Below are 23,506 nucleotides of genomic sequence, written 5' to 3'. Positions count from 1 at the left end.
GTTAAGGCCGGGATGCCGTGCCGTCCGGCGTGCGCGCCAGCGTCCAGGACGGGATCCCGCCGATGCACGGGTACTGCGCCGCTTTTTTCTCATCGATATCTATGCCCAACCCTGGGCGATCGCTCAGGTAGGCATAACCCCGCTCAATGTCCGGGCAACCGGTGAACACCTCGCGCAGCGCGTCATTCATTGGCGTGTACTCTTGAATACCGAAATTGGTGAGGCTCATGTCCAGGTGCAGGTTAGCCGCTACGCCAACCGGAGAAATATCCCCCGGCCCATGCCATGCGGTGCGTACCCCGTGGATTTCACTCAGCGTCGCCAGTTTTTTCGCCGGGGTTATGCCGCCGATGGTGCTGACGTGACAGCGGATGTAATCGATCAGATTGTGGGTAATCAGCGTTCTCCAGTCATTGACGTTGGTAAACAACTCCCCCATTGAGATCGGCGTAGAGGACTGTTGGCGCAACATTTTCAACCAATCGATATTTTCCGGCGCCACCGGATCTTCCAGATAAAACAGTTGGTACTGTTCCAGCGTTTTAGCCAGTTGAATGGCCGCGATCGGCGTCACCCGCTCATGCACATCATGGATAAACTCGATGCCGAACCCCAGCTTGTCGCGCAAATGTTCAAACAGACGCGGCACGCTTCTCACGTAGGCATCCGGATCAAAATAAATGCCCGGCGTGCTGCTGCGCGGCGAACGTTTGGGTTGAATGTTTTTTGCCCGCGCCAACTGAGTGGCGATCAGCTTCAGGTCATCCGTCCCCGCCCCGCCGTACATCCCCATTTGGCAACGCACGTATTGGTAACCCTCTTCCATACGCGCACGAATGTTGTCTTCCACCTCGAACTCATCGCTGCCATCGGTGTGGCAATACAGCGGTATACCATCGCGACACTGGCCCCCCAGCAGTTCATACACCGGTAAACCGGCGACCTTGCCTTTGATATCCCACAGCGCCATGTCGACGCCGGACAGCGCATTATTCATGATCGGCCCGCTGCGCCAGTAACCGCTTACGCAGGCGGATTGCCAGATATCTTCGATCCGCGCCGGATCCTTACCGATTAAAAACGGCGCCATGTAGTCGTCAATTGCCGTTTTCACCGCATGTATGCGTTGGGTGAAGGTCGCGCACCCCAGCCCATACAGCCCCGGTTGGTTGGTCTCTACCTTCACTACCGCCAGATCGATGCCGCCTGGGGCGGTGAGAATGGTTTTCACGCCGGTGATTTTTAGATTGCCCACTGGAAACTCCTTTGATCGTAAAACTTATAAGTTGTCCTACAAGATGGAGAAACTTATATCACCGATGACGCAAGCCCTAAAGCGCCAATTAAAAATTATGTGCGCTGCGTCATACTGTAAAACACAGACAAAATAACTAATTGTTTTATATGCAATTTAAAATAAACCCTTCCCACAATGAAATTTTCTTTTGTGATCGAAGTTTCAAAAACCGTTTAACCGCATTGATTTCCATCAAGGCTTACCGCAATTTTAATATGAATGATGTCATACAAGCTGTTGGTGCAACATTTCGTATAATGCCCCTAACGGCCCGGCAGGCATCAGGATCATTTAACCAACCATAAGGGGTTGATATGTCTGCTCTGTTTGATTTAACGGGGAAAACGGCGCTGGTGACCGGTTCCACCCGCGGATTAGGTTTTTCCTACGCTGAGGGGCTGGCGGCGGCCGGTGCCGCCGTTATCCTTAACGGCACCCAACCCGCGACGGTACAGGCAGCGGTCGAACGCTTGCAATCGCAAGGCCACCGGGCACGCGGTTTTGCTTTTGACGTGACCGATGAACAAGCCATTGAAGCGGTATTCAGCCAGCTCGATCGGGAGCACGTCGAAGTCGACATCGTGATCAACAACGCCGGCATTCAATATCGCAAACCGCTGGTCGATCTGGAATTGGCGCAGTGGCAACGCGTGCTCGATACCAACCTGACCAGCGCCTTTATCGTTGCCCGTGCCGCCGCAAAGCGGATGATCGCCCGCGGCAAGGGCGGAAAAATCATCAATATCGGCTCGCTGACCAGCCAGGCGGCCCGTGCGACGGTAGCGCCTTATACCGCCGCCAAGGGCGGCATCAAGATGCTGACCTGCTCAATGGCGGCCGAATGGGCCGAATTTAACATTCAGTCCAATGCCATTGGCCCAGGTTATATTCTGACCGATATGAATGCCGCGCTGGTTGACAACCCAGCCTTCGACAGCTGGGTGAAAGCCAGCAATCCCTCAAAGCGCTGGGGCAAACCGGAGGAGTTGATCGGCACCGCCGTCTATCTGGCTTCCGACGCGTCGAATTACGTTAACGGGCAAATCATTTACGTCGATGGCGGTTGGCTTGCCGTGTTGTAATTTTCCCACAGCCTCCGAATGCGTATTTGCCCACGGCGGGCATACCGCCTCTGTACCCAAAAAACCTATAAAAACAAGTCACTCACCAGGACAAAAAAATGAAAGCAACAAAGTCGCGATTCTTTATTCTGTCGCTGTTGTTTATCGTCACGGCAATAAATTATATGGACCGGGCCAACCTGTCCGTCGCCGGCAGCAAGATTCAGTCCGAATTCGATCTCAGCGCCACCCAGTTGGGATTGCTGTTTTCCATGTTTACCTGGTTTTACGCCGCCAGCCAGATCCCGGTCGGTTACGTGCTGGATCGCATCGGCTCGCGCATTCTGTACGGCAGCGCCATTATTTTATGGAGCCTGTTTACCTTTATGATGGGGTTTGCCTCGCACCATTTATTCGCCACCGCGACCGCGTCATTCCTGATGCTGCTGGCCTGCCGGGCGCTGATTGGCGTTGCCGAAGCCCCTTCCTTCCCGTCCAACACCAAGATCATCGCCAGTTGGTTTCCCGACCATGAGCGTGCGCGCGCCACGGCCATTTACTCCAGTGCGCAGTATATCGGTCTGGCGCTGTTAACCCCGGCGCTCTCCTACATAGTGGCGGAATACGGTTGGGAGATGTCGTTCTATCTGTCTGGCGGCGTCGGCATTTTGTTCGGCATCTATTGGTTGATCGCCTACCGCGATCCGCAGCACAGCCGCAAAACCAATCAGCGGGAGCTGGATTACATTCGTGAAGGTGGCGGTTACGGCTCCAAAAACCAGGCTAACGTCAGCGAAAAAGTGCGCTGGAGCGATATCGCCTTTTTCCTCAGGCAGCGCACCGTTTGGGGATTGTTCATCGCCCAGTTCGCCTGTTCCTCCACGCTCTATTTCTTCCTGACCTGGTTTATCGTTTACCTGGAAAAAGGGCTGCACCTGCCGATAGCCAAAGCCGGGTTGGGCGCGTCCTTCCCCTACCTGATGGCGATGGCCGGCGTGCTGTGCGGCGGCACGCTGAGCGATATGCTGCTGAAAAAGGGCAAGTCCCGCACCTTTGCCCGTAAACTGCCGGTCATGTCGGGCCTGTTCCTGACCATGATTATCTGCCTGGTCAACTTTTTCGAAGACCAACCGGTGATCGCCATCGCCATTTTGTCCATCGCCTTCTTCGCCAACGCCTTCTCCAATTTGGGCTGGGTGGTCTGGAGCGATGTGATCCCGCGCAATTTCATCGGCACCATGGGCGGCTGCCTGAACATCTGCGGCAACCTTTCCGGCATCGTCAGCCCGATCGTCATTGGCGTCATTTTGCAACGCACCAATAACTTCCACTATGCGATGTGGTATATCGCCGCCGTCGCGCTAATGGGCCTGCTGGCGTATACCTTCCTGGTCGGCAAGATTGAGGTGCTCGTTCCCCCGAAACCGGAAAAACCTTTACCGCCGCACGCCAACGCGGACCTCCACAACATTGAGGCAAAATAATGAGCAAAAAGACCCTAAGCTGCAAAGCCTGCTTCGCCTACGGTGAAAAAGACGTGCGCGTTGAGCTGCGCGAGCTGGAATACGATGAGAATGACGTGTTGGTGAAAGTGGAACGCGGCGGCATCTGCGGCTCCGATATTCATTATTACCAGCACGGCCGCGCCGGCATGTCGGTCCTCAAGCACCCGATGGTGGTCGGGCATGAATTCGTCGGCACCGTCAGCCAGGCCCCCGCCGGATCGGCACTGCGGGTGGGGCAGCGGGTGGCGGTCAACCCATCGCAACCCTGCAATCATTGCCAATACTGTCTGGCGGGCAAACAAAATCTGTGCGCCACCATGCGCTTTATGGGCAGTGCGCAGTTTAATCCGCACGTTAACGGCGGTTTTTCCGAATACGTGGTGGCAACGGAGCAACAATGCATTCCTTACCGCGATAACGTCGCGCCACAGGTGATGGCCTTTGCCGAACCGCTGGCGGTTGCCATTCATGCAGTCAATGTTGCCGGTACGCTGGTGGGGAAACGTGTGCTGGTGATAGGTGCAGGCCCCATCGGCTGCCTGATCCTGGCCGCTGCACGCAGCGCCGGCGCGTCCGAACTGGTCGCCTCCGATGTCAGTGACCGTTGCCTGACGCTGGCCCGGCAAATGGGCGCCACCGCCACCTTCAATCCGCTGAATGAGGGCAGTGCTGCGCCTTATCAGGAAAATAAAGGCTATTTCGACGTGGTGTTTGAAGCCTCCGGCAGCCCGGCGGCCATAGCCTCAACCGTGGCCCTGGCCCGCCCCGCCGGCACCGTGGTGCAAGTGGGCATGGGCGCCAACAGCGTCGATTATCCGGTCATGCCCATGCTGGTGAAGGAAATCCGTTGGGTCGGTTCGTTCCGCTTTGTCGACGAGTTTACTACCGCCGTTAAATGGTTGCAGGACGGCCGCATCGACCCGCTGCCCCTGCTCAGCGGCGAATACCCGCCGGAAGCGATTGAAAATGCGCTGATCGCCGCCGCCGACAAAAACCTGTCTTCCAAGGTGCAAATTCGATTCTGACCGATTTATCGCCGGGGCTGAGCCTGCTCAGCCCATTTCATACTGCACAATCAACTGCCCTTTTTTCATCTTCACCGCCGTGATGGTCACCGCGCCCAATTCGCTCAGCGAGGCCACGTGGGTGCCGCCGCAGCCGTAAACGGGCAGATCGCCGAACCCCACCTGACGCACGCCATCGACGTCCAACTGCCTGCGCGGCAAATTGGCCGCGATCAGCCGTTGCAGTTCCGCCTGCAGGGCACCTTGCTCCAGCGTTTGCGGGTCTGCGCCCGGCGCAAAAGTGATGCGCCCTTCTCCTGGCCAATGATGCGCCTTCACCGGTTGCCAGCCGTGGTTTTCCCCCACCCAGCCAATCAGGTGGCCGGCGGAATGCCAACGGGCGTGCAACCGGCGCCGCTCGCCATCTACCTGTTGGTTCACCGGCCCGGCGCTCACGGGTTCGGCGGTGAAATGCAGCACCTTATCGCCCTGCTGCGCCACGCGCAGTACCGGGATGGCGCCGAGAGCGCCGGTATCGGCCTGTTGCCCGCCGCCCTGCGGATGGAACAGCGTCGCGCTCAGTTCCACGGCATAGCCGCCGTCTTCGACCGGGGTGCAGGCCAACACCTGCGCTTCGCCCTGTAGCTCGTCGCTGTAATAATAAAGTCGTTCGGTCATGGCTTTCTCCTGGTTACGGAACGCTGCCTAGTATATTCATGCCATAATCAAAGGATAATCCGTCTTCTTTACAATGGACCTTTGCGCTGTGAGCACAAATCTATCCCATTCTCTGCTGGCCGAAATGGCCGTTTTCGTTCAGGTGGTGGAAAGCGGCAGCTTCTCCGCCGCCGCCCGCCTGCTGGGCACCTCGCCCTCGGCCACCAGCCGCAGCGTGGCGAAACTCGAACAGGCACTGGCGCTGCAACTGCTACATCGCACTACCCGCAAGCTGCGCCTGAGCGAACAGGGCGAAGAAGCCTTCCTGCGCTGCCGCAACATGCTGGAGGCCGCGCATTCGGTGATGGAAATCAGCGGCCAGGGCGCCGTAGAACCGGAAGGCTTGATCAGCGTCAGCGTCCCCAAAGCGGTAGGCCGCTTCGTGCTGCACCCGCATATCCCGGCATTTTTGCGCCGCTACCCCAAGGTGGACGTGCGTCTGCGGCTGGAAGACCGCTATATGGACCTGATTGACGATCGGGTCGATCTGGCGTTACGCATTACCGATCGCCCGTCACCCGGGCTGATCGGCCGCCAGTTGATGACGATAGAACATCTGTTGTGCGCCACGCCGGAGTATCTGGCGCAGCACGGCACGCCACAGCAGCCGCAGGATTTGGCACAGCACAGCTGCATTTATCTGGGGGAAACGCCCAACGACGCCCGCTGGAAATTCCGTCGCGCCGGTAAAACGATCACGGTGAACGTGCGCGGCCGCTATGCCGCCAACCATACCGGCGTGCGGCTGGATGCGGTGAAACAGCACCTCGGTATCGGCAGCCTGCCCTACTTTACCGCCCGACAGGCGCTGGACAGCGGTGAGGTGGTGCAGGTGCTGCCGGCGTGGGATTTCCTCAGCAGCTACCACGGCGGCCTGTGGCTGCTGTATGCACCCAACCAGCATCTGCCGCCCAAACTGCGGGTGTTTATCGATTATCTGGTCGCCTGCCTGGCCAAAGAGCCGCAGCTAAAGCGCCTTGCGTAAGGTGATGTTGATCCTGTGCGGCCCCACCAGCGAATGGTAGCCCTCTTTGATCGGCATAATGCCGTGAAAGCACAGCCGCGACGGGCCGCCCCACACCACGACGTCGCCGTGCGCCAGGGGAATGCGCTGGGCCCGGTCACTGCGCTGCATGCCGCCGAACTGGAACACCGCCGGTAATCCCAGGGAGACCGAGACGATCGGTGAGCCAAAATCGTGTTCGTCTTTATCCTGATGCAGCGACAGCTTGCTGCCGGGATCGTAGCGGTTAATCAGGCATGAATCCGGCACGAACGGCGCAAAGCCCGCCTGCTGCGCCGCTTCGTCCGCCAGCGCCATAAAAATAGCCGGGATGGGCGGCCAACGTTTGCCGCTGCGCGAATCGCGCTCGGAGTAACGGTAGCCGCGGCTGTCGCTGCTCCAGCCGTTGCCGCACCAGCTCATCGCCACCGACATCACATGGCCGCCCGGCGTAGTCATGTGCCGCCACGGCACCTGCGCGATCACCCCCTTCACCGCCGCCAGCAGTTCCGGCCCGTGGTCGCGCACAAAACCGTGCATCACCACCGCGCCCGGAGCGATCTGCTCGCGCCACGGCGGTGGCACGGCGTCTTCGAAAAGATCGAGAGTCATTGCTTAATACCTGTATGAATACCCAGTATTTATTTTAACTCGCCACCGAGGATTGTCCAGTGTGATGCGCGCCATTGTTGTCCGCGCCAAACTTCTCTAGAGTACCTGCAATAAAATCAATAACCTTTCGGGATCGCACGTGATTAAAGGGATCGTTCTTTCGGTTGTCGCCTCGGTATTGTTCGCCGTGATGTATTACTACACCTCCACGCTGGCCCCGCTCGACGGCGAACAGGTCTTCGGCTGGCGCACCCTGCTGACGGTGCCGTTCCTGACGCTGTTTATGATTTTTTCCGCCGACTGGCGCCGGGTCAGCGAGACGCTGCGCTGGATCAAACAGCGGCCGCGCCGCCTGCTGTTTCTGCCGCTGAGTGCCGCGCTGCTGGGGGTTCAGCTGTGGCTGTTCCTGTGGGCGCCGCTGCATGGCAAGGCGCTGGAGGTGTCGCTCGGTTATTTCCTGTTGCCGCTGACCATGGTGCTGGCAGGGCGAGTGATTTTCCGCGATCGCCTGTCGCTGCTGCAAAAGCTGGCGGTGTGTTGCGCCATTATCGGCGTCGGCAACGAGCTGTATCAGGTCGGCGGCGTCTCCTGGGCGACGCTGGTGGTGGCGCTGGGTTATCCGGTTTACTTTATTCTGCGTCGGCATTTCGGCACCGATAACCTTGGCGGGCTGTGGTGCGAACTGGCGCTGATGCTGCCGGTCGCCGGCTGGTTCGCCTTTGGCGGAAACGGGCCGCAGGCCGCATTGGCCACTCATCCGCTGCTGTATGTGCAGATCCCGCTGTTGGGTATTCTCAGTGCCTCCGCGCTGGTGTGTTATATCCTGGCCAGCCGCCTGCTGCCGTTCAGCCTGTTTGGCCTGCTGAGCTACGTGGAGCCGGTGCTGTTGGTGGTGGTGGCGCTGTTGTTGGGCGAGAGTATCGGCCGCGACGAATGGCTGACCTATATTCCGATCTGGCTGGCGGTGCTGTTGTTGGTGGCGGAAGGTACGCGTCACTTGTTGCGCCGCCGGCAGATAAAGTGACGGCGTCACGTGAATTATTTAATTGATTTATAAATAGATAAACGTAGTTACATCGTCACTTTCATGCCAGTAACACCCGCTAAAACGGCGGCCGGCGTGGCAATGCGCCGTGAGTGGCTTAAGCAGTTCCAGTTCAAAGGTCCGCTGTCGCGTATCTATCGCCACCATACGCGCATCGAGAAAATCAAAGTAGCAACCCACCTGCGGGTAAAGGGTTTTGAACAGGCTCTCTTTGGCGGAGAACGCTATCGTCAGCAGTTGGTTAAACGCCTGCGGGTGCTGGCGCAGCGTTGCGCACTCTTCTTCGCCGACGATGGCGGTCCACAGTTCTTCGGCTCGTTCAGCCGGGATCAGCGTTTCAACGTCCAGCCCCACGCCACCCAGCCCGCTCTCCCGATGCACCGCGCACAGCGCAGTATCCGCATTATGGCTGAGCGCACCGGCAATTCCCTGCGGCCACTGCGGCGCGCGGTCTTCTCCCCGCGGCAGGGTAAAATCGGCAAACCCCAACGGCGCCAGCAATGCCCGCGCCAGATAACGCCCGGCCAGATACTCCGCCCGCCGCTTCGGCACAGCACGCGCCAGATGATCGGGGATCGCCATACCGGCGTCGCCGAAACAGCGGTCCTGATAGTCCGCCAGGGAAAAGCGGCAACGGGCGACCTGCCCCGGATAACCGTCCAGGTTCAGCCATTCTATGGTGGGGATAAAAGAAGAGAACACTTGTCGTCCAGGGTGAGTGTGCAGCGATGAAAATTCAGGCACTTCAGGTGTTGTCATCGGTGTCATAACGCAAAGCATGCAACTGGGATAATAATTCCGCCAAGCCGGTTCTCGCTCATACCGGTTGCGCCTCGGCCAGAACCTTGGCTCGGAATTTGGCCGGCAAATCGGTTGGCGTCAATAAATCGACCTGAATACCCAGCAAAGCCTCAAGTTCAGCCTGCAAGCCACCTAAATCAAATAGCGTTGCGCCGGGTAATGCATCAACCAACAGATCAAGATCGCTGCCGTCTCTGTCGGTTCCATGAAGTACAGAACCAAAGATACGTGGATTTTCAGTATGAAACAGCCCCACCACCTCACGAACGGCGTGACGTTTTTCAGCAAGTACAATTGATGGCCGCATCGATTAATCCTCTCAGCAAAACTTATTGAAATGCTAGGTGATTGGCTGGGGTGTTTCAAGCGTAATCGCTCGTGCGGTTACCTCTCCCCACAGCCGAGGGAGAGGTTCGATGAGATTACAGAATATCTTTCATGGTTTTTTCGAAATCGCTCCAGGCACAGAAACCCTGTTTATCCACCGGGCAACCTTCCAGCGCCAGCGTCACGCGCTGCGGCGGCGTTTTCAGCGTCAGCGGATTGGCATTGCGCAGTTGGTCCGCAGACTGGTAGACGTACTCAATCTTCAGCAGGTCGCGATCGTTTTTCTTATCGTGCCAGCGCTGGAACACCAGTTTGCCGCCAATCGGCGTTTTCTCATACTGGTGCGGCAGCTGATAAGGCTTGAAGCGCATCGCCGACAGCAGCGAAGCGATGTTGGAGTCATGGCCCACCAGCACCGTCACCTTCGGCGCGTCCGGTTTGCGTTCGCCAATCAAGGCGCCGTTGATGTAGGTCAGCAGCGGTTTGGCGACGTTCTGCGCCACCACCGGCGAGGTGAACAGCGAATCCTGGTAACCGTCTTTCAACTGTGCCAGCTGTTTCCACTGCTGCGGCGTGGTGATTTTGCCCCAGGCCACGTCCTTCATCGGGAAGCCTTCGTAATATTGCAGCATGAAGGCGTCCACCAGCGAGTTGCCCACCCGCAGCGGGCCGGCGACGCCCGGCTCTTTACCCGGCACCGCGCTCATCTTGCTGGCTTCTTTGGTCAGATCGCAGTGCTTGTCGGTTTTACAGGCGCTGGACGCTTGGTAATCGATGATTTTCGCCAGTTGTTTGTAGGCAGCATCCAGCTTCAGCGAGGCCAGTTCGGTATTCATCGCCCCCAGCGCCTGTTGATTGAAGGCTTCGCTGTTGTCGGTGATGATCGGGTTGAAGGTGGGATCCATCTCCCCCATTTTTTCCTGGTGGTGCACGCTGATGTCGCAGCCGGGGAACGCGCCGTTGGTAAAGAACTGCGCAGTCGCGACCGTGCGTTGCAGGCTGTTGGCGTAAACGTAAACGCTGCCGGCGGCCGGGCAGCCTTCCTGCGGCAATACGCCGGTCTGCTTGAGCCACTCGTTGAAATAGTGGCCCATATACACTTCCAGCACCCCGCCCTTGGTGGTCAACAGGCCACCCGGCGTATCCCAGGCCGGCCAGGCTTTGGGGGTAGATTGCGCCAGCACGCTGCCGTTATTGGCCAGCGGCGCACGCAGGTTGTGGCGGCTCATCAGCAGCACCTGTTCCAGCTGATAGTCGTTGGTGTCCGCCAGGGCATTCCCGGTCAACAATAAGGGCAAGCACAGCAATAACGTTTTTCTTCTCATCCGCAGAGGCTCCAGGAAAGTGATTATTTTGAATATGTTAGCTTTCGCCTCGCTATGATGGAGAGGTTATCCGGTGAAGTGTGTGACGAGTATCACGGGGAGAGGATCCGACAAGCGGCCATCGAGAGATGGCCGCAGGCAACTTAATACCACAAACGCAGGATAGGCCAGCCGATCAACAGCAGCGCGGCGATATACACCACGCCGAGAATGCCGCCCATCCGCCAGTAATCTTTCGATTTCACGTAGCCGCAGCCGTAGATAATCACCCCCGGCCCGGTGGCGTACGGCGTCAGTACGCCCATGATGCCGATCGACAACACCAGCAGCATCGAAAGTTGCTCTAACGGCACGCCAGGCAGCCCTTTGCCGACCGCCAGGATCACCGGCAACAGGGTGGCGGTATGCGCCGACAGGCTGGCGAACAGGTAGTGGGCGAAGTAGAACACCAGCACCAGCGCCACCACCGTCATGTTCGGCGAGAAGCCGTCCAGGTGGGTGCTCATGGTCTGGGCGAACCAGTCGATAAAGCCGGAGCGCGTCAGGCCGTTGGCCATCACCACCAACGTCGCCAGGTTAACCAGCGTGTTCCAGGCGCTGGAGTATTTGGTGATGTCCTTCCACGACACCACGTGCAGCGCCAGCATCAGCGAGACCGCCAGCAGGCAGACCGTGGTGGCGTCCAACAACTTGCCGCCGAACACCCACAGGCTCAGGCTGAACAGCACCAGGCCAATCAAGGTCCACTCCTTGCGCGTCAGCTTGCCCATTTCACCCAGCGCGGTATTGGCCCAGGCAGCCACTTCGCTGCTGTGGGTCACGCCCGGTTTGTACAGGTAATAGGAAATCAACGGCGCGACAATCAGCAGCAACAGCCCGACCGGCAGGAAGGCCAGGAACCACTGCATCCAGCTGATGTGCACCCCGGCGATTTTGCCGACAAACTCAATCCCCAACACGTTGGGTGCCGCGCCGGTGACGAACATCGACGAGCTGATGCTGGTGCCGACCACCATCATCCACATCAGGTAGCCGCCAATACGCCGCGACGAAGGGTCGTTGGGGAAGGAGTCAAACAGCGGCGGCAGGTTTTTCACCACCGGGAACACCGTGCCGCCGGTGCGTGCGGTGTTGGACGGGGTAAACGGCGCCAGCAGGATATCGATGATCACCACCGCGTAGCCGAGCGTCAGGGTACGCTTGCCCATAAACTTCACCAGGAACAACGCGATACGCCGCCCAAGCCCGGTGGCCTCGTAGCCCAGCGCAAAGATGAACGCGCCGAATACCAGCCAGACGGTGGTGCTGGAGAAGCCCGCCAGCCCCCACTTCAACGCCTCTTTACCGGCCTTGAAACCCGGTTCCGCCAGTTCCTGCGCGCCAAACAGCACCCAGTTGGCGCTGAGCACGCTGAGAGTCACGGCGATAAAGCTGATGGCGGTAGCCGGGATCGGCTCCAGGATCATGCCGACAATCATCGCCACAAAGATGGCGAAATAGCGCCAGGCCTGCGGCGGCATGCCGTCGGGCGTGGGTATCAACAGCAGGATCGCGAGCACCAGCAGCGGCACTATCGCTTTCCAGATTTTTTCCTGGGTTTGAGACATAAAACTCTCCTGAAGAAGGGTTATTGTTTTTAGTTCGGTAATTGCGCCAGCAGCCAGGTGACGATCAACAGATCGGCGCTGCCGCCAGGGCTGAGGTGGCGAAGGATGCAGTCGGCGTCGAACTGCCGCAGGCGTTGCCTGCCCCGTGCGCCCTGCGCCCCGCCCTGCGCCAACAGCCCGTCGGCACGCCGTTGCAACCAGCACAGCCCGGCCAGGCCGCCGCGCGAAGCGACGTTGGTGTCCTGGTTGTGGGCCATCAGCCACAGCAGGCTGTCCATCAGCGCCGTCTGCTCATCGCAGCCCGCCTTCAGCCGTTGTCGGTAGAACGGCAGCGCGCCGTTGATCACCCGCTCAAAGCCGGACTCCGCCTCGCCGCGTGCGCCGCTCAGACCATGTTCAGCAAACAAGCGCTGGCCGGCGGTCTGCAATGCGTTGCGGGTTTGCAGCTCGCGCGCCACCAACCCACGACACATGGCCGCCACCTCGGCGCACAGCGTTGCGGCATCGATCTTCTTTTGCTGCTGATAACGGCGGCCAAAAGCGGCGCACAGCAGGCCGAGGGAAAACACGCTGCCTTTATGGGTGTTGACGCCGCCGGTGGCCCGAAACATATGGTTTTCGCAGGCCAGGCCCAGCGGGCGCAGCCGCAACAGCTGTTCGTCGGCCGGGCGTGCCGCATCGTCGCAACCCTGTTGGATAAAACGCGGCAGCCAGATGCCGATGGCGCGGGCACTGCGATAAAAGTGGCCGAGGTTCATATCCCGGTGAGCGCCGTTGTTATGGCGATCCACCAGCCCCGGTTTGGGCGTGAGGTTCACTTCCACCAGCAGTGCGCGGTAGGCGGTACGGGCGAAATCCTGTGCCGCCGTTTGCGGCGCACGCCTGGCAGGCTTAACGGGCTGAGAGCGCATCATTGAGCATCCTTTCCATTTGCTGCAGCAGCTGTTCGCTGTCGTGCCGCCGTTGGCGGGCGCACAGTTTGGCCGGCTGGCCGCACAACAGGCAGCGACGTTCCGCCAGCCCCAGATCGCGCCGCGACAAAATACGCCCCTGGGTATCCAGCACGTCGATATCCCACAGCCGGCCAATCGGCTGTTGCACCTCTAACTGCAAGGCGCAGTCCTTCACCCGCTGGGCATCGGCCTGCAATGCCAGAAAACCTTCGCAGCCGGTGGCGAGCGCCAGCGTTTCGGCCTGCAGACAGCGCCAACCTTGCTCGCGCCATAGCTGTTGCAGCGCCTGCCAGCCGAGGTTGAAGATGTTGCGCGTCAACGCGCTGTCTTTTCGCGCACCGGGCACCACCAGCGTCAGTACCAGCAGCGTGGATTGATGGCGCGCCAGCCATGCCTGTTGGCGCGCCTGGCGGCAATCGCGACTGGTGAGCAGCTCCGGCAGGCTTACGGCGCGGTTGGCGGCCAGTTCGGGGGCAACGTAAGCCATAGAGTTACTCCGCCACCTGATGCACCACGTCGATCACCGAACCGTCGCGGTAACGCACCACCGCCACCACCTTATCGGTAAAGGCGATCGGCTCAGGCTCGCCGGTCAGCAGCAACGCGCGGCGGCGCAGCCAGTCGATATCGACCACCGGCAAACCGGCCTCCTGCAACCGCTGCGCCAGCTCCGGGCGTGTCGGGTTGACGGCAATACCGTGATCGGTAACCAAAATGTCGATGCTGAAACCCGGGGTCACGCAGGTGGTCACCTGCTCCACCAGCGTCGGAATGCGCCCGCGCACCAGCGGCGCCACGATGATCGCCAGCCGCGCCGCCGCCGCGGTGTCGCAGTGGCCGCCGGAAGCGCCGCGCAGCACGCCATCGGAGCCGGTCAGTACGTTGACGTTAAAATCGGTGTCGATCTCCAGCGCGCTCAGCACCACCACGTCGAGCCTGTCGACCGTGGCCCCCTTCGAGCTGAAGTTGGCGTATTGGTTGGCACTGATCTCAATGTGGTTGGGATTACGCGCCAAAGACATCGCCGCCACGCGGTCAAAGCTCTGCACGTCCATCAGCCGGCCGATCAGCCCTTTTTCATGCAGATCCACCATGGTCGAGGTGATGCCGCCAAGGGCGAAACCGGCGCGAATGCCGCGTGCACGCATTTTGTCTTCCAGAAAACGCGTCACCGCCAACGAAGCGCCGCCGGTGCCGGTTTGCAGCGAGAAACCTTCGGTAAAGTAGCCGGACCCGGCAATCACCTCGGCGGCGCGGCGAGCAATCAGCAGCTCACGCGGGTTGGAGGTCATGCGCGTGGCGTCGGCACCAATCTTGTCGGAGTCCCCCACCCGCGGCAGTTGTACGATCAGATCCACCCGATCCTGCGCCAGGCTGGCCGGATGGTGCGGATAAGGCACTATCGATTCGGTTAACAACACCACGGTGCCCGCCGCGTCGGCATCCACTTTGGCATAGCCGAGCGAGCCGCAGCAGGCTTCGCCGCTGTAACCGTTGGCATTGCCGAAATCATCGCAGGCCGGTACACCGAGGAAGGCAACGTCAATCTTCAACTCGCCGGACTCGATCAGGTTGACCCGGCCACCGTGGGAATGGATTTGTACCGGTTCGGCCAGCAGGCCGCGCGAGATCGCTTCCGCCAACGGACCGCGCAGGCCCGACGTATAGAGGCGGCTCACAACCCCGTGACGAATGTGGTCGACCAGCGGCGCGTGGCATTCGCTTAGCGAGCTTGAGGCCAGCGTCAGGTTGCGGAACCCCATCGCCGCCAGCGTCTCCATCACCTGATTCAGCGCCAGATCACCGCCGCGAAACGCATGGTGGAAGGAGATGGTCATGCCGTCCTGTAACCCACTGCGTTGCACCGCCTGTTCCAGCGAGTCACAGCGTTTAGCATCACGCGGTTTGCGGGCCTGTTGATTGGCCTTGGAGGCATCCTGATAGCAACGCAGGTCCGCCAGGATATTCAAGGGCATCAGTCGTTGTTGACGTTTCATTATGCTTCTTCTCCCTGCTGAACCGGCTCTTCGCGGATGCCGGAAAGCGCTGCGCGTTGCAAGACCAGCCGGGCGCGTTCAATCACCGGGCTGTCGACCATTTTGCCGTTGAGCGACACCACCCCGCGCCCTTCCTGCTCTGCCGCTGCGGCGGCGTCCACCACGCGCTGGGCATGGGCCACCTCTTTGGCGGTCGGCGCATACAGGTTGTGCAGCAGTTCGATCTGCCGGGGATTGATCAGGGATTTGCCGTCGAAACCGAGCTGTTTGATCAGCGTCGCTTCCTGGAGGAATCCGGCTTCGTTGTTGGCGTCGGAATACACGGTATCGAACGCCTGAATGCCGGCGGCCCGCGCCGCCTGCAACAGCGAGCAGCGTGCAAACAGCAGTTCGATGCCCTCTGGCGAACGCTCGGTGCGCAGGTTGCGCACGTAGTCTTCCGCGCCCAGAGCAATGCCGATCAGGCGCGGCGAGGCATGGGCAATCGCCACCGCGTGGGTGATGCCCGCCGCCGATTCAATCGCCGCCAGCAGGCCGGTGCTGCCGACCGGGCGGCCGCAGTCGGCTTCGATGGCGGCTATCTCGCGTTCCATCTCCACCACGTCCTGCGCGCTGTCGGTTTTCGGCAGGCGCACGATATCCGCCCCGCCGCGCACCACCGCCTGGAGATCCGCCAGCCCGTAGGCGGAATCCAGCGCGTTGACCCGCACTATGGTTTCCACTTCCCGGTACAAAGGATGTTGCAGCGCGTGGTACACCAACCGCCGCGCCGCGTCTTTTTCACGCAGGATCACCGAGTCTTCCAGATCGAACATCAGTGCATCGGCCTGATAGATAAAGGCGTTGCTCACCATGGCCGCATTGGCACCGGGAACGAACAGCATGCTGCGGCGCACGCGGTGTTTATTCAGCGTTTTCATCGCAGGCCCCCCACGGCAGTTGGCCATTGTCGCTGGCGCGCATCAGTGCGGTTTCCAGCCGGGCGCGCAGCACGCAGTCGAGCGCGCCTTTGTCGTCCACCATCACCTGCACCGGCTCCACCTGATAACGCTGCAGCACCTCGAGCAACGTGTGGCGGATGGCTTGGCCGAACTGTTTTTCCACGCTGCTGGCGATCAGCAGATCGTGCTCCGGCCCCTCGGCGGGTGCGATGCGCACCATGACATCGCTGGATTCCAGCGTGCCGGCCATTGCTTCTCGGATAATTTTCATCGTTCACCTGATTGTGCGGATACAAAGGGTTTAATCACAAAATGGTCTTCACGCCCGAGATACCCGGGCCTAGCGCACCGAGGGGCGCTCCGACGGCCAAAGCCGTTACGACCCCTTCGGCACGCTCTCCCTAATAACGGGCTTGGGCAGTAAACCAAAGGGTTTGGCCGCCGGTTTGACCCGGCGCTGCGTTTGCAAATCTTGCAGGTAATAAAGGGTGTCTGGCGGTACCAACGGCGCGGCAGCGTGGAAATCACCCGCCGCCAGCAGCTTGCGCACCCAGGAGGCGTGGAACACCAACTACACCTTCACCTCGTCAGAGCAAAAAAGCGGCGAGTTCCAGGGCAAGGCGCTGAACCAGATGCCGAAGCACATGGTCAATACCGTACTGGACTGGCAGGCTACCCATGACGTCAGCCTGTGGTCACGCGTCAACTTCCGCAGCAAGACATCGGAATACCTGAGCCGTACCTCAATGGCCAAGAGCACGCCTTCGTATACCTTTGTTGACGCCGGCCTCAGCTACCAGGCGAATAAAGACCTGACGATCACCGGCGGGGTTTACAACATTCTCGACAAAACCGTCGATTACGATAACTACAACACCACGCTGGACGGCCGCCGCTACACCGTCGGCATGACGTACAACTTCTGATGCCAATAGGGGCGCGCACGTTGCGCGCTCAAAACGCTAAAACAGAAAGGCCCGGTATCTGTACGACACCGGGCCTTTTGGTTGTCAAAATAGCTGGCTTTCAAAACGCAGTAATCTTTCAGATCACCGGCTGGTTAACCAAACCGTCGATCAGCACCTGCGGCGTCCCGTGCGAACAACGCTCGATGCGCCCGCGCACGCCGTAGACTCTCGCCAGGCTTTGCGGCGTGATCACCTCTTCCGGCGTACCGTCGGCAATCAACTCGCCATCCTGCAGCATCAACACGTGGTCGCCATGCCGCAGAGCGATATTGATGTCATGCACCACCACCACCGTGATGATATTGCGTTTACGCGTCTCTTTACGCACCAAATCCATCACGTGGAATTGGTAGTTGAGATCAAGTGCGCTCAGCGGTTCGTCCAGCAGCAACAGCGAAGGCTGGCGGATCAGCGATTGCGCCAATCCCACCAACTGTTTCTGGCCGCCGGAAAGCTGATCGAGATAGCTCAGCGCCAAATGGTCGATACCGAGCTGCGCCAGCAGGGCCATGACCTCCGCCTCACTGCCGGCGTTGCTGCGGCCACCCGAAGCGCGTTGCGCTACGATGATCGACTCCAGCACGTGCAAATGCACCCCCGCAGGTAGCGACTGTGGCAGATACACCACTTTTTCCGCGCGACGGGCAAAGGGCAGTTGCATCAAATCGATGTCATCCAGCCACAGCTGCCCCTGCGCCGGGTTCAGCCCGGCCAGAGAACGCAGCAGCGTCGATTTGCCGCTGCCATTCGGCCCCAGCAACACGGTGATTTGCCCGCGCGGCAACATCGGCACGGCAAGATCGCGAATAACCTGGCGCTTTGGATAACCGGTGGAAAAATGCTCAATACGCAATCCCTGACTCATACATTCCCCCGATGACGCAGAATAATGCTCAGGAAGAACGGCACGCCCACCAGTGACGTCACTATGCCGACCGGAATGATAATGCCCGGGATCAGGTTTTTCGAGGCGACTGAAGCCATCGACAACACCAGCGCGCCAATCAGGGCGCTGGCCGGCAGATAGAAACGGTGATCCTCACCGAAAATCATGCGGGCGATGTGCGGTGCCACCAGGCCGATAAAACCGATAGGGCCGACAAAGGCCACCGCCAGCGCGGAAAGAATACTGATGCGCAACAGGGTCGTGAGGCGCAGGCGACGCACGTCGATACCGAAGCTCACCGCCCGATCCTCGCCCAACCGCAGCGCGGTCAGCTTCCAGGAGCTCATCATCGACAATGGCAACAGCACGGCGAACACGCCCAGCAGGATGCCCAACTTGTCCCATGAAGCGCGCGCCAGGCTGCCCATGGTCCAGAACACCAGCCCCTGCAGCGTGTCTTCGCTGGCGATAAACTGCATCATTGAAACCAGTGCGTTAAAGGTGAACACCAGCGCAATACCGAACAGCACGACGCCGGAGGTGGCAACCCGTGTCCAGCGCGTGATGCCGTCGAGCATCAGTGCGGCAAACAGGGCAAAAACAAACGCGTTGGCGGAAATAAACCACTGGTCCGGAATGCCCGGCACGCCAATACCCAGCACGATAGCCAACGCCGCCCCGAAAGCCGCAGCGGAAGAAACGCCGAGAGTGAACGGGCTGGCAAGCGGGTTGTTCAGGATGGTCTGCATTTCCGCGCCGGCCAAACCCAGCGCAAACCCCACCACCACCGCCATCAGCGCGTAAGGCAGGCGGATATCCCACACGATCACTCGCGTTCCGGCATCTGCCGCCGCAGGGTCAATCAGCGTTTGCCACAGGGAGGACAGTGAGAGCCCGGATGGCCCCATGGTAAAATCCAGCAGCAGCGAACCAACAATCGCCAGTGCCAACACCCCCATCATCAATAAACGGTGGCGAAGAATATGTTGATAACGCCCCATGACGTTGACGCCGGGTTGCCCCTTGTCGTCAGACATAGGTTCGGTGGATACGCTCATTATTTCGGATACCTGTTACGACAATGACCATAGCGGCATGCAAACGGCCGCTTTACCCTGACAAGCAGCCGCTAACAATAAAGCAAACGATAATACTTATCAATCATATCAATAGCTATTACCTGCCATGTTGAGATGTAAAACATTATTTTTAAAGGGTATTCACCAAGCAGCAGCAACAACCTCATTCTGCTGAGCAGGGTTAATAATTCCGAAAGTTTCATCGCCCCACGCAGCGCTGTGACAAATTGCGACAAAACCACCTAGAATCCAAATCCTGACCGGTCAACGGCGCGTCAACCACGCCTGGCCGGATATTTAGGACCTACTGCTTAGGCCCTTATTGAAGAGGCAGCCATGAGAAGTCGACCATCCACGTTAACGCCTAAAAGACCCGCCCTGCTGCACTGGCTGGTACAAGGTCCACAACAGGCTGATGACGCCCAGTTCCAACACCAACTACGGCTTACGCTTGTCCCTTCTCCCCGAACCCCTTGGCTGAACGCCGCCGGTGTAGTCGTGCTGCTGTTGGCCTACGCCTGGCTGAGCAATATGGCGATCGGCGCCGCGCTGCTGGTGCTGCTGCTTGGGTTGACCGGCATACGCTGGTGGCTGGCTCGCGTCACGCCGCCCGTCTGGCCGAATGCCATGCTGGTGACGGTGCTGCTGTGGTCGGCGCTAGTCGGCGCCATTGCGCTGCTGGCCATGCTTTCCGGCCGCATGGTGCTAGTCCTGTTCGCCGGCCTGTTGATTACCGCGCTGGCCTTCTGGCTGATGCAGCGCCATGCCGCAGCGCCCCGCTTTGCCCTGCTGGAGGTCATGCTGCTGACGCTGCCTTACCTGCTGGCCGCACCGCTGTCACGCATGCAGAACCTGTTTTTGCTGGCGAATATCATCCCGCTGTGGCTACTGCTGGCTCATGGGGTGATCGCGCTCTACCATCGCCAGTTGGTGCAGTACGTCACGCTGACAGGCGAAAAACGAAAAGCGGCTCATCGCGATCATCTGACCGGTTTTCTCAACCGCGCGGGGGGTGAAGCCGTGATGCAAGAGATTTGCCGGCCATCGGCAACGGCACACCCGCTTTCGCACCTCTTTATTATTGAATTCACTCCGCTGGCGGCGCTGTATCAAAGCCACGGCGTGCTGATCGGCGATGACGTGCTGCGCACTATCGGCGAGCGCCTGAAAATGCTGATTCGTCCAAGCGATTTTGTCAGCCGTTATACCGGCGGCCAGTTTCTGATCCTGGTGCACGATTTGCCTTACGGCTCCGAAGGGGAGTTTCTGGCGCGCATCATGCCGCCGCTGGAAGCGCCGTATGTCTTTGGTGTTTTCGGTGAGGTGACGTTGCAGTTGAACGCCGGGGCGTTGGCGTTAACTCAGGATTATCAAACGGTGGACAACCTGATGGCGGCGGCGCAGCAAGCGCTGGCGATAAATACGAAGGAATAACGCGGCGAGAGACACCGCGTTTCATACTCGTTGTCTGCCCGGTTGCAGCACTGTTGGCTGCAACCGGGCATTCACAAGGTGCAGACTGGCGTTATTTCACGTCCATTTTCGGGAATTCCATCTCGCTGTACTTCACCACGCGGGTGCCGCGCGTCAGCTTGTAGCCGAACCAGATCACCAGGAACAGCGGCAGGCCGATATAAGTCGCGGTCACGCCGTACCAGTCGATCCGGTCTTGCAGGAACGCCTGGTAGTTCTGTCCCAGCGTAATGATCAGGCACAGGACAAAGGCAAAGATCGGGCCCAGCGGGAAGAAGCCGGAACGGTACGGCAGATCGTTCAGGTCACGCCCCTGAATCATATAGCCGCGGCGGAACCGGTAGTGGCTGATGGCTATCCCCAACCACGCGATAAAGCCGGTCATGCCCGAGGTGTTCAGCAGCCACAGATAAACCGACTGGTTACCGAACATCGAGCTCAGAAAACACAGGCCCGCCACCACGGTGGTCGCGTACAGCGCATTGCGCGGCACCCCACCCTTCGACAGTTTGGCGAAAATGCGCGGCGCTTTGCCTTCCGATGCCAAGGTAAACAGCATGCGGGTAGAAGCGTACATGCCAGAGTTACCGGCGGACAACACCGCCGTCAGGATCACCGCGTTCATTACCGCCGCCGCCGACAACAGGCCGGCATGCTGGAATACCAGCGTGAACGGGCTGACGCTGATGTCTTTTACGTCGTTACGCAGCAGGCTTGGATCGGTATAAGGAATGATCAGGCTGATAATCAGGATTGCAAAGATATAGAACAGCAGGATACGCCAGAACACCTGGCGCACCGCGCGCGGGATGTTTTTGCCCGGGTTTTCCGATTCGCCGGCCGCGATACCGATAAGCTCGGTCCCCTGGAACGAGAAGCCGACGATCATCGCCACGCCTATCATCGCCGAGAAACCACCGGCAAAGGGCGCATCGCCGATAGTCCAGTTCTGCCAGCCGGCGTGCTCGCCGCCCTTCAGAATGCCGAAGATCATCAGCACGCCAATGCCGATAAAGATAATGACGGTGGTGACTTTGATCAGCGAGAACCAGTATTCCGCTTCACCGAAGCCTTTGACCGAAATGTAGTTCAACAGGAACATCAGGCCGAGGAACAGCGCGCTCCAGATCCAGCCCGGCGCATCCGGGAACCAGTAGGTCATCACCAACTGCGAAGCCACCAGGTCAACGGCGATGGTCACCGCCCAGTTGTACCAGTAGTTCCAGCCCAGCGCGAAACCAAAACCTTCTTCTACGTATTTGGCGCCGTAGGTGGAGAACGAACCGGACACCGGCATAAAGGCCGCCAGTTCGCCCAGGCTGGTCATCAGGAAGTAGACCATCAGACCGATCAACGCATAAGACAGCAGAGCCCCGCCTGGACCAGCCTGAGAGACAGTGGCGCCGGAGGCGACGAACAGGCCGGTGCCGATTGAGCCACCAATAGCGATCATGGTTAAGTGCCGCGCTTTCAGCTCGCGGCGCAATCCGGGTGCTTGCTGCCCCGATGTTTTTATATCCTGCTGAGCCATTCTTACCCTATCTGCTCGTCAAAAAATGAGGGCGGATTGTAACAAATACCCACCGGCGAACTAGTAACATTGCGCTGATATAAGATAGCTTCATAACTCAGCGCTAATTATTAGCGGCAGCCCATTTTTCCTTACTTACTGTCATTAATGTGACAGGGTGCAGGTTTTTATGCTTCATTTCCCCACATGGGGGCGTTATTGGCGCAGTTCACCGCCTCAGGCCGGCAACGTGCAGTAACTGAGGAAGCGCTGCAGGGCGTTGGAGATGTGTTTTTGCCGATGGTGGATCAGATACAGGGTGCGCATCAACGGCGGTAGCGGGATTTTCAGCTCCACCAGCACGCCGCTCGCCAGCTGTTCTTCAATCACCCGCCGCGACAGGCAACTGATGCCGATGCCATGGCGCACCGCGTGTTTGATCGCCTCCGAGTTGCCCAACTCCATCACCAGTTGGAAGTGCGGCAGATGCGCCAGCAACAGGTGATCCAGCACCTCTCGCGTGCCCGACCCGCGCTCACGCAGGATCCAGGGGGCATTGGCCAGCAGCTCCAGCGTCAGAGGCTGCCGGGCCAGCGGGCTTTCCGGCGCGGCAAACACCACCAGTTCATCCTCCAGCCACGGCTGAGTCACCAGCTCGGGCATATGGCAAGGCCCCTCGATCAACCCCAAATCGACGCGAAAATCCGCTACCGCCCCGATCACGTCCTGGCTGTTGCCGACGTTCAGCTCCAGCGGCGTAGCCGGGAAATCGTGGCGGTAACGGGCGATCATTTCCGGCAGCATATAGTTGCCGATGGTGCTGCTGGCGGCGATACGCAAAGCGCCACCGTCATGGCGGAACAGCTGTTCAATCTCCCCCGCCTGCTCCAGCAGCGCCAGCGCCTTCGGGTACAGCAACCTGCCATGCTCATTGATAACCAGACGCTTGCCGACGCGATCGAACAGTTGCACGCTCAACTGCCCTTCCAGGTCAGCCAGCGCGGCACTGACCGCCGATTGTGATAACGCCAGGACTACCGAGGCCTGCGTGGTCGAACCGCTTTTCAGCACTTCGGTAAAGACTTCCAGTTGACGTAAGGTGATATGCATAACCATCTCGGTATTGAAAAGTGGCCTGATCGTAAAACCACTGAAATTAATGCTAAATCTGCGCCGCTGTCCGGCAACGACGCACAGGGTATCTATTCATTAAGATTACCACGTTTGCAGAAATCGGTATGACGACCGCACCTCACCCACGATTTTCTCTCCTCAATAACGTTCAGGTTGCAGTCTGAAAGAGGAAGAGAATTACCACTTATTCAGATAGGTTATAAATATATAATCAATTTCTCTTTTATGCCGCCAAAACGTAGTCTTGTGTTCAAGGAATTC

Annotated in this window: 22 protein-coding genes and 2 pseudogenes; 7 read left to right on the top strand and 17 right to left on the bottom strand. The window is 59.2% G+C overall.

What is annotated here, in order from left to right; all coding sequences use genetic code 11:
• Position 1: 1 nt before the first annotated feature.
• Positions 2–1,255, bottom strand: a complete 1,254-nt coding sequence (locus SPL01S_RS00605) for an enolase C-terminal domain-like protein (RefSeq protein WP_004946762.1) — start codon at positions 1,253–1,255, stop codon at positions 2–4.
• 356 nt (positions 1,256–1,611) lie between these two features.
• Between SPL01S_RS00605 and SPL01S_RS00600 the strand changes: the two genes are divergently transcribed.
• From SPL01S_RS00600 to idnD, 3 genes are all read left to right on the top strand, one after another.
• The gene (locus tag SPL01S_RS00600) at positions 1,612–2,379 is read left to right on the top strand and encodes an SDR family oxidoreductase (protein WP_006326506.1); all 768 of its coding nucleotides are present in this window, start codon (positions 1,612–1,614) and stop codon (positions 2,377–2,379) included.
• A 98-nt stretch (positions 2,380–2,477) separates the two neighbouring features.
• On the top strand, positions 2,478–3,842 hold the full coding sequence (locus tag SPL01S_RS00595; protein ID WP_020439406.1) for an MFS transporter: 1,365 nt from the start codon (positions 2,478–2,480) through the stop codon (positions 3,840–3,842).
• A complete protein-coding gene (gene idnD / locus SPL01S_RS00590; RefSeq protein WP_062867962.1) occupies positions 3,842–4,888 on the top strand; it encodes an L-idonate 5-dehydrogenase in 1,047 nt (348 codons plus the stop codon). The genes SPL01S_RS00595 and idnD overlap by 1 nt, the downstream gene beginning before the upstream one ends.
• 27 nt (positions 4,889–4,915) lie before the next feature.
• On the opposite strand, the gene SPL01S_RS00585 is transcribed toward idnD, so the two are convergent.
• Positions 4,916–5,545, bottom strand: a complete 630-nt coding sequence (locus SPL01S_RS00585) for an alanyl-tRNA editing protein (RefSeq protein ID WP_004946774.1) — start codon at positions 5,543–5,545, stop codon at positions 4,916–4,918.
• A gap of 88 nt (positions 5,546–5,633) precedes the next feature.
• Here SPL01S_RS00585 and SPL01S_RS00580 point away from each other — a divergent pair, with 88 nt between their 5' ends.
• Positions 5,634–6,569 carry a LysR family transcriptional regulator gene (locus tag SPL01S_RS00580; RefSeq protein WP_197913131.1) on the top strand — a complete coding sequence of 312 codons (936 nt, stop codon included), beginning with the start codon at positions 5,634–5,636 and terminating at the stop codon, positions 6,567–6,569.
• Here SPL01S_RS00580 and alkB read toward each other — a convergent pair.
• Positions 6,552–7,199, bottom strand: a complete 648-nt coding sequence (gene alkB, locus SPL01S_RS00575; RefSeq protein WP_004946782.1) for a DNA oxidative demethylase AlkB — start codon at positions 7,197–7,199, stop codon at positions 6,552–6,554. The two genes, SPL01S_RS00580 and alkB, sit on opposite strands and share 18 nt — an antisense overlap.
• A gap of 139 nt (positions 7,200–7,338) precedes the next feature.
• Here alkB and rarD point away from each other — a divergent pair, with 139 nt between their 5' ends.
• Entirely contained in the window at positions 7,339–8,223 is an 885-nt protein-coding gene (rarD, locus tag SPL01S_RS00570) for an EamA family transporter RarD (protein ID WP_063196905.1), read from the top strand.
• Positions 8,224–8,250: 27 nt separating this feature from the next.
• Here the strand turns inward: rarD and SPL01S_RS00565 are convergent, their stop codons facing one another.
• The 10 genes and pseudogenes from SPL01S_RS00565 to SPL01S_RS25580 form a co-directional block, all read right to left on the bottom strand.
• On the bottom strand, positions 8,251–9,003 hold the full coding sequence (locus SPL01S_RS00565) for a 4'-phosphopantetheinyl transferase family protein (protein ID WP_081113133.1): 753 nt from the start codon (positions 9,001–9,003) through the stop codon (positions 8,251–8,253).
• A 58-nt stretch (positions 9,004–9,061) separates the two neighbouring features.
• The gene (locus SPL01S_RS00560; protein ID WP_062792369.1) at positions 9,062–9,352 is read right to left on the bottom strand and encodes a nucleotidyltransferase family protein; all 291 of its coding nucleotides are present in this window, start codon (positions 9,350–9,352) and stop codon (positions 9,062–9,064) included.
• A gap of 115 nt (positions 9,353–9,467) precedes the next feature.
• Positions 9,468–10,697, bottom strand: a complete 1,230-nt coding sequence (gene agp / locus SPL01S_RS00555) for a bifunctional glucose-1-phosphatase/inositol phosphatase (RefSeq protein ID WP_063196900.1) — start codon at positions 10,695–10,697, stop codon at positions 9,468–9,470.
• Positions 10,698–10,840: 143 nt separating this feature from the next.
• The gene (locus SPL01S_RS00550) at positions 10,841–12,304 is read right to left on the bottom strand and encodes an anion permease (protein WP_062867966.1); all 1,464 of its coding nucleotides are present in this window, start codon (positions 12,302–12,304) and stop codon (positions 10,841–10,843) included.
• A 29-nt stretch (positions 12,305–12,333) separates the two neighbouring features.
• A complete protein-coding gene (citG, locus tag SPL01S_RS00545) occupies positions 12,334–13,215 on the bottom strand; it encodes a triphosphoribosyl-dephospho-CoA synthase CitG (protein ID WP_063197218.1) in 882 nt (293 codons plus the stop codon).
• A complete protein-coding gene (citX, locus tag SPL01S_RS00540) occupies positions 13,196–13,744 on the bottom strand; it encodes a citrate lyase holo-[acyl-carrier protein] synthase (RefSeq protein ID WP_063196898.1) in 549 nt (182 codons plus the stop codon). Before citX ends, citG begins: the two co-directional genes overlap by 20 nt.
• 4 nt (positions 13,745–13,748) lie before the next feature.
• Positions 13,749–15,254: a citrate lyase subunit alpha gene (gene citF / locus SPL01S_RS00535; RefSeq protein ID WP_063196895.1), complete on the bottom strand. Its 1,506-nt coding sequence runs from the start codon at positions 15,252–15,254 to the stop codon at positions 13,749–13,751.
• On the bottom strand, positions 15,254–16,174 hold the full coding sequence (citE, locus tag SPL01S_RS00530; RefSeq protein ID WP_063196893.1) for a citrate (pro-3S)-lyase subunit beta: 921 nt from the start codon (positions 16,172–16,174) through the stop codon (positions 15,254–15,256). The genes citF and citE overlap by 1 nt, the downstream gene beginning before the upstream one ends.
• Positions 16,158–16,466 (bottom strand): citrate lyase acyl carrier protein, encoded by a 309-nt coding sequence (citD, locus tag SPL01S_RS00525; protein WP_004946813.1) that lies wholly within the window; start codon positions 16,464–16,466, stop codon positions 16,158–16,160. Before citD ends, citE begins: the two co-directional genes overlap by 17 nt.
• 105 nt (positions 16,467–16,571) lie before the next feature.
• Positions 16,572–16,754: pseudogene (locus SPL01S_RS25580) on the bottom strand ([citrate (pro-3S)-lyase] ligase); the annotation flags it as partial.
• A 1-nt stretch (position 16,755) separates the two neighbouring features.
• Between SPL01S_RS25580 and SPL01S_RS00520 the strand changes: the two are divergent.
• A pseudogene (locus tag SPL01S_RS00520) lies at positions 16,756–17,121 on the top strand (TonB-dependent receptor domain-containing protein); the annotation flags it as partial.
• A gap of 118 nt (positions 17,122–17,239) precedes the next feature.
• Here the strand turns inward: SPL01S_RS00520 and SPL01S_RS00515 are convergent.
• Both SPL01S_RS00515 and SPL01S_RS00510 read right to left on the bottom strand, forming a co-directional pair.
• Positions 17,240–18,028 carry an ABC transporter ATP-binding protein gene (locus tag SPL01S_RS00515; RefSeq protein ID WP_063196888.1) on the bottom strand — a complete coding sequence of 263 codons (789 nt, stop codon included), beginning with the start codon at positions 18,026–18,028 and terminating at the stop codon, positions 17,240–17,242.
• The gene (locus tag SPL01S_RS00510) at positions 18,025–19,107 is read right to left on the bottom strand and encodes a FecCD family ABC transporter permease (protein ID WP_062868046.1); all 1,083 of its coding nucleotides are present in this window, start codon (positions 19,105–19,107) and stop codon (positions 18,025–18,027) included. Before SPL01S_RS00510 ends, SPL01S_RS00515 begins: the two co-directional genes overlap by 4 nt.
• 357 nt (positions 19,108–19,464) lie before the next feature.
• Here SPL01S_RS00510 and SPL01S_RS00505 point away from each other — a divergent pair, with 357 nt between their 5' ends.
• Positions 19,465–20,562 carry a GGDEF domain-containing protein gene (locus SPL01S_RS00505; protein WP_063196886.1) on the top strand — a complete coding sequence of 366 codons (1,098 nt, stop codon included), beginning with the start codon at positions 19,465–19,467 and terminating at the stop codon, positions 20,560–20,562.
• 91 nt (positions 20,563–20,653) lie between these two features.
• Here SPL01S_RS00505 and SPL01S_RS00500 read toward each other — a convergent pair whose 3' ends face one another.
• On the bottom strand, positions 20,654–22,132 hold the full coding sequence (locus SPL01S_RS00500) for an amino acid permease (protein WP_013813770.1): 1,479 nt from the start codon (positions 22,130–22,132) through the stop codon (positions 20,654–20,656).
• 216 nt (positions 22,133–22,348) lie between these two features.
• A complete protein-coding gene (gene yieE, locus SPL01S_RS00495; RefSeq protein WP_013813771.1) occupies positions 22,349–23,221 on the bottom strand; it encodes a DNA-binding transcriptional regulator YeiE in 873 nt (290 codons plus the stop codon).
• Between the last annotated feature and the right edge of the window lie 285 nt (positions 23,222–23,506).

The organism is Serratia plymuthica NBRC 102599 (assembly GCF_001590925.1).
In the GTDB taxonomy this organism is placed as follows: Bacteria; Pseudomonadota; Gammaproteobacteria; order Enterobacterales; family Enterobacteriaceae; genus Serratia; species Serratia plymuthica.
Note: the sequence above shows the minus strand (reverse complement) of the source record. Positions and strands in the feature narration are given on the sequence as shown.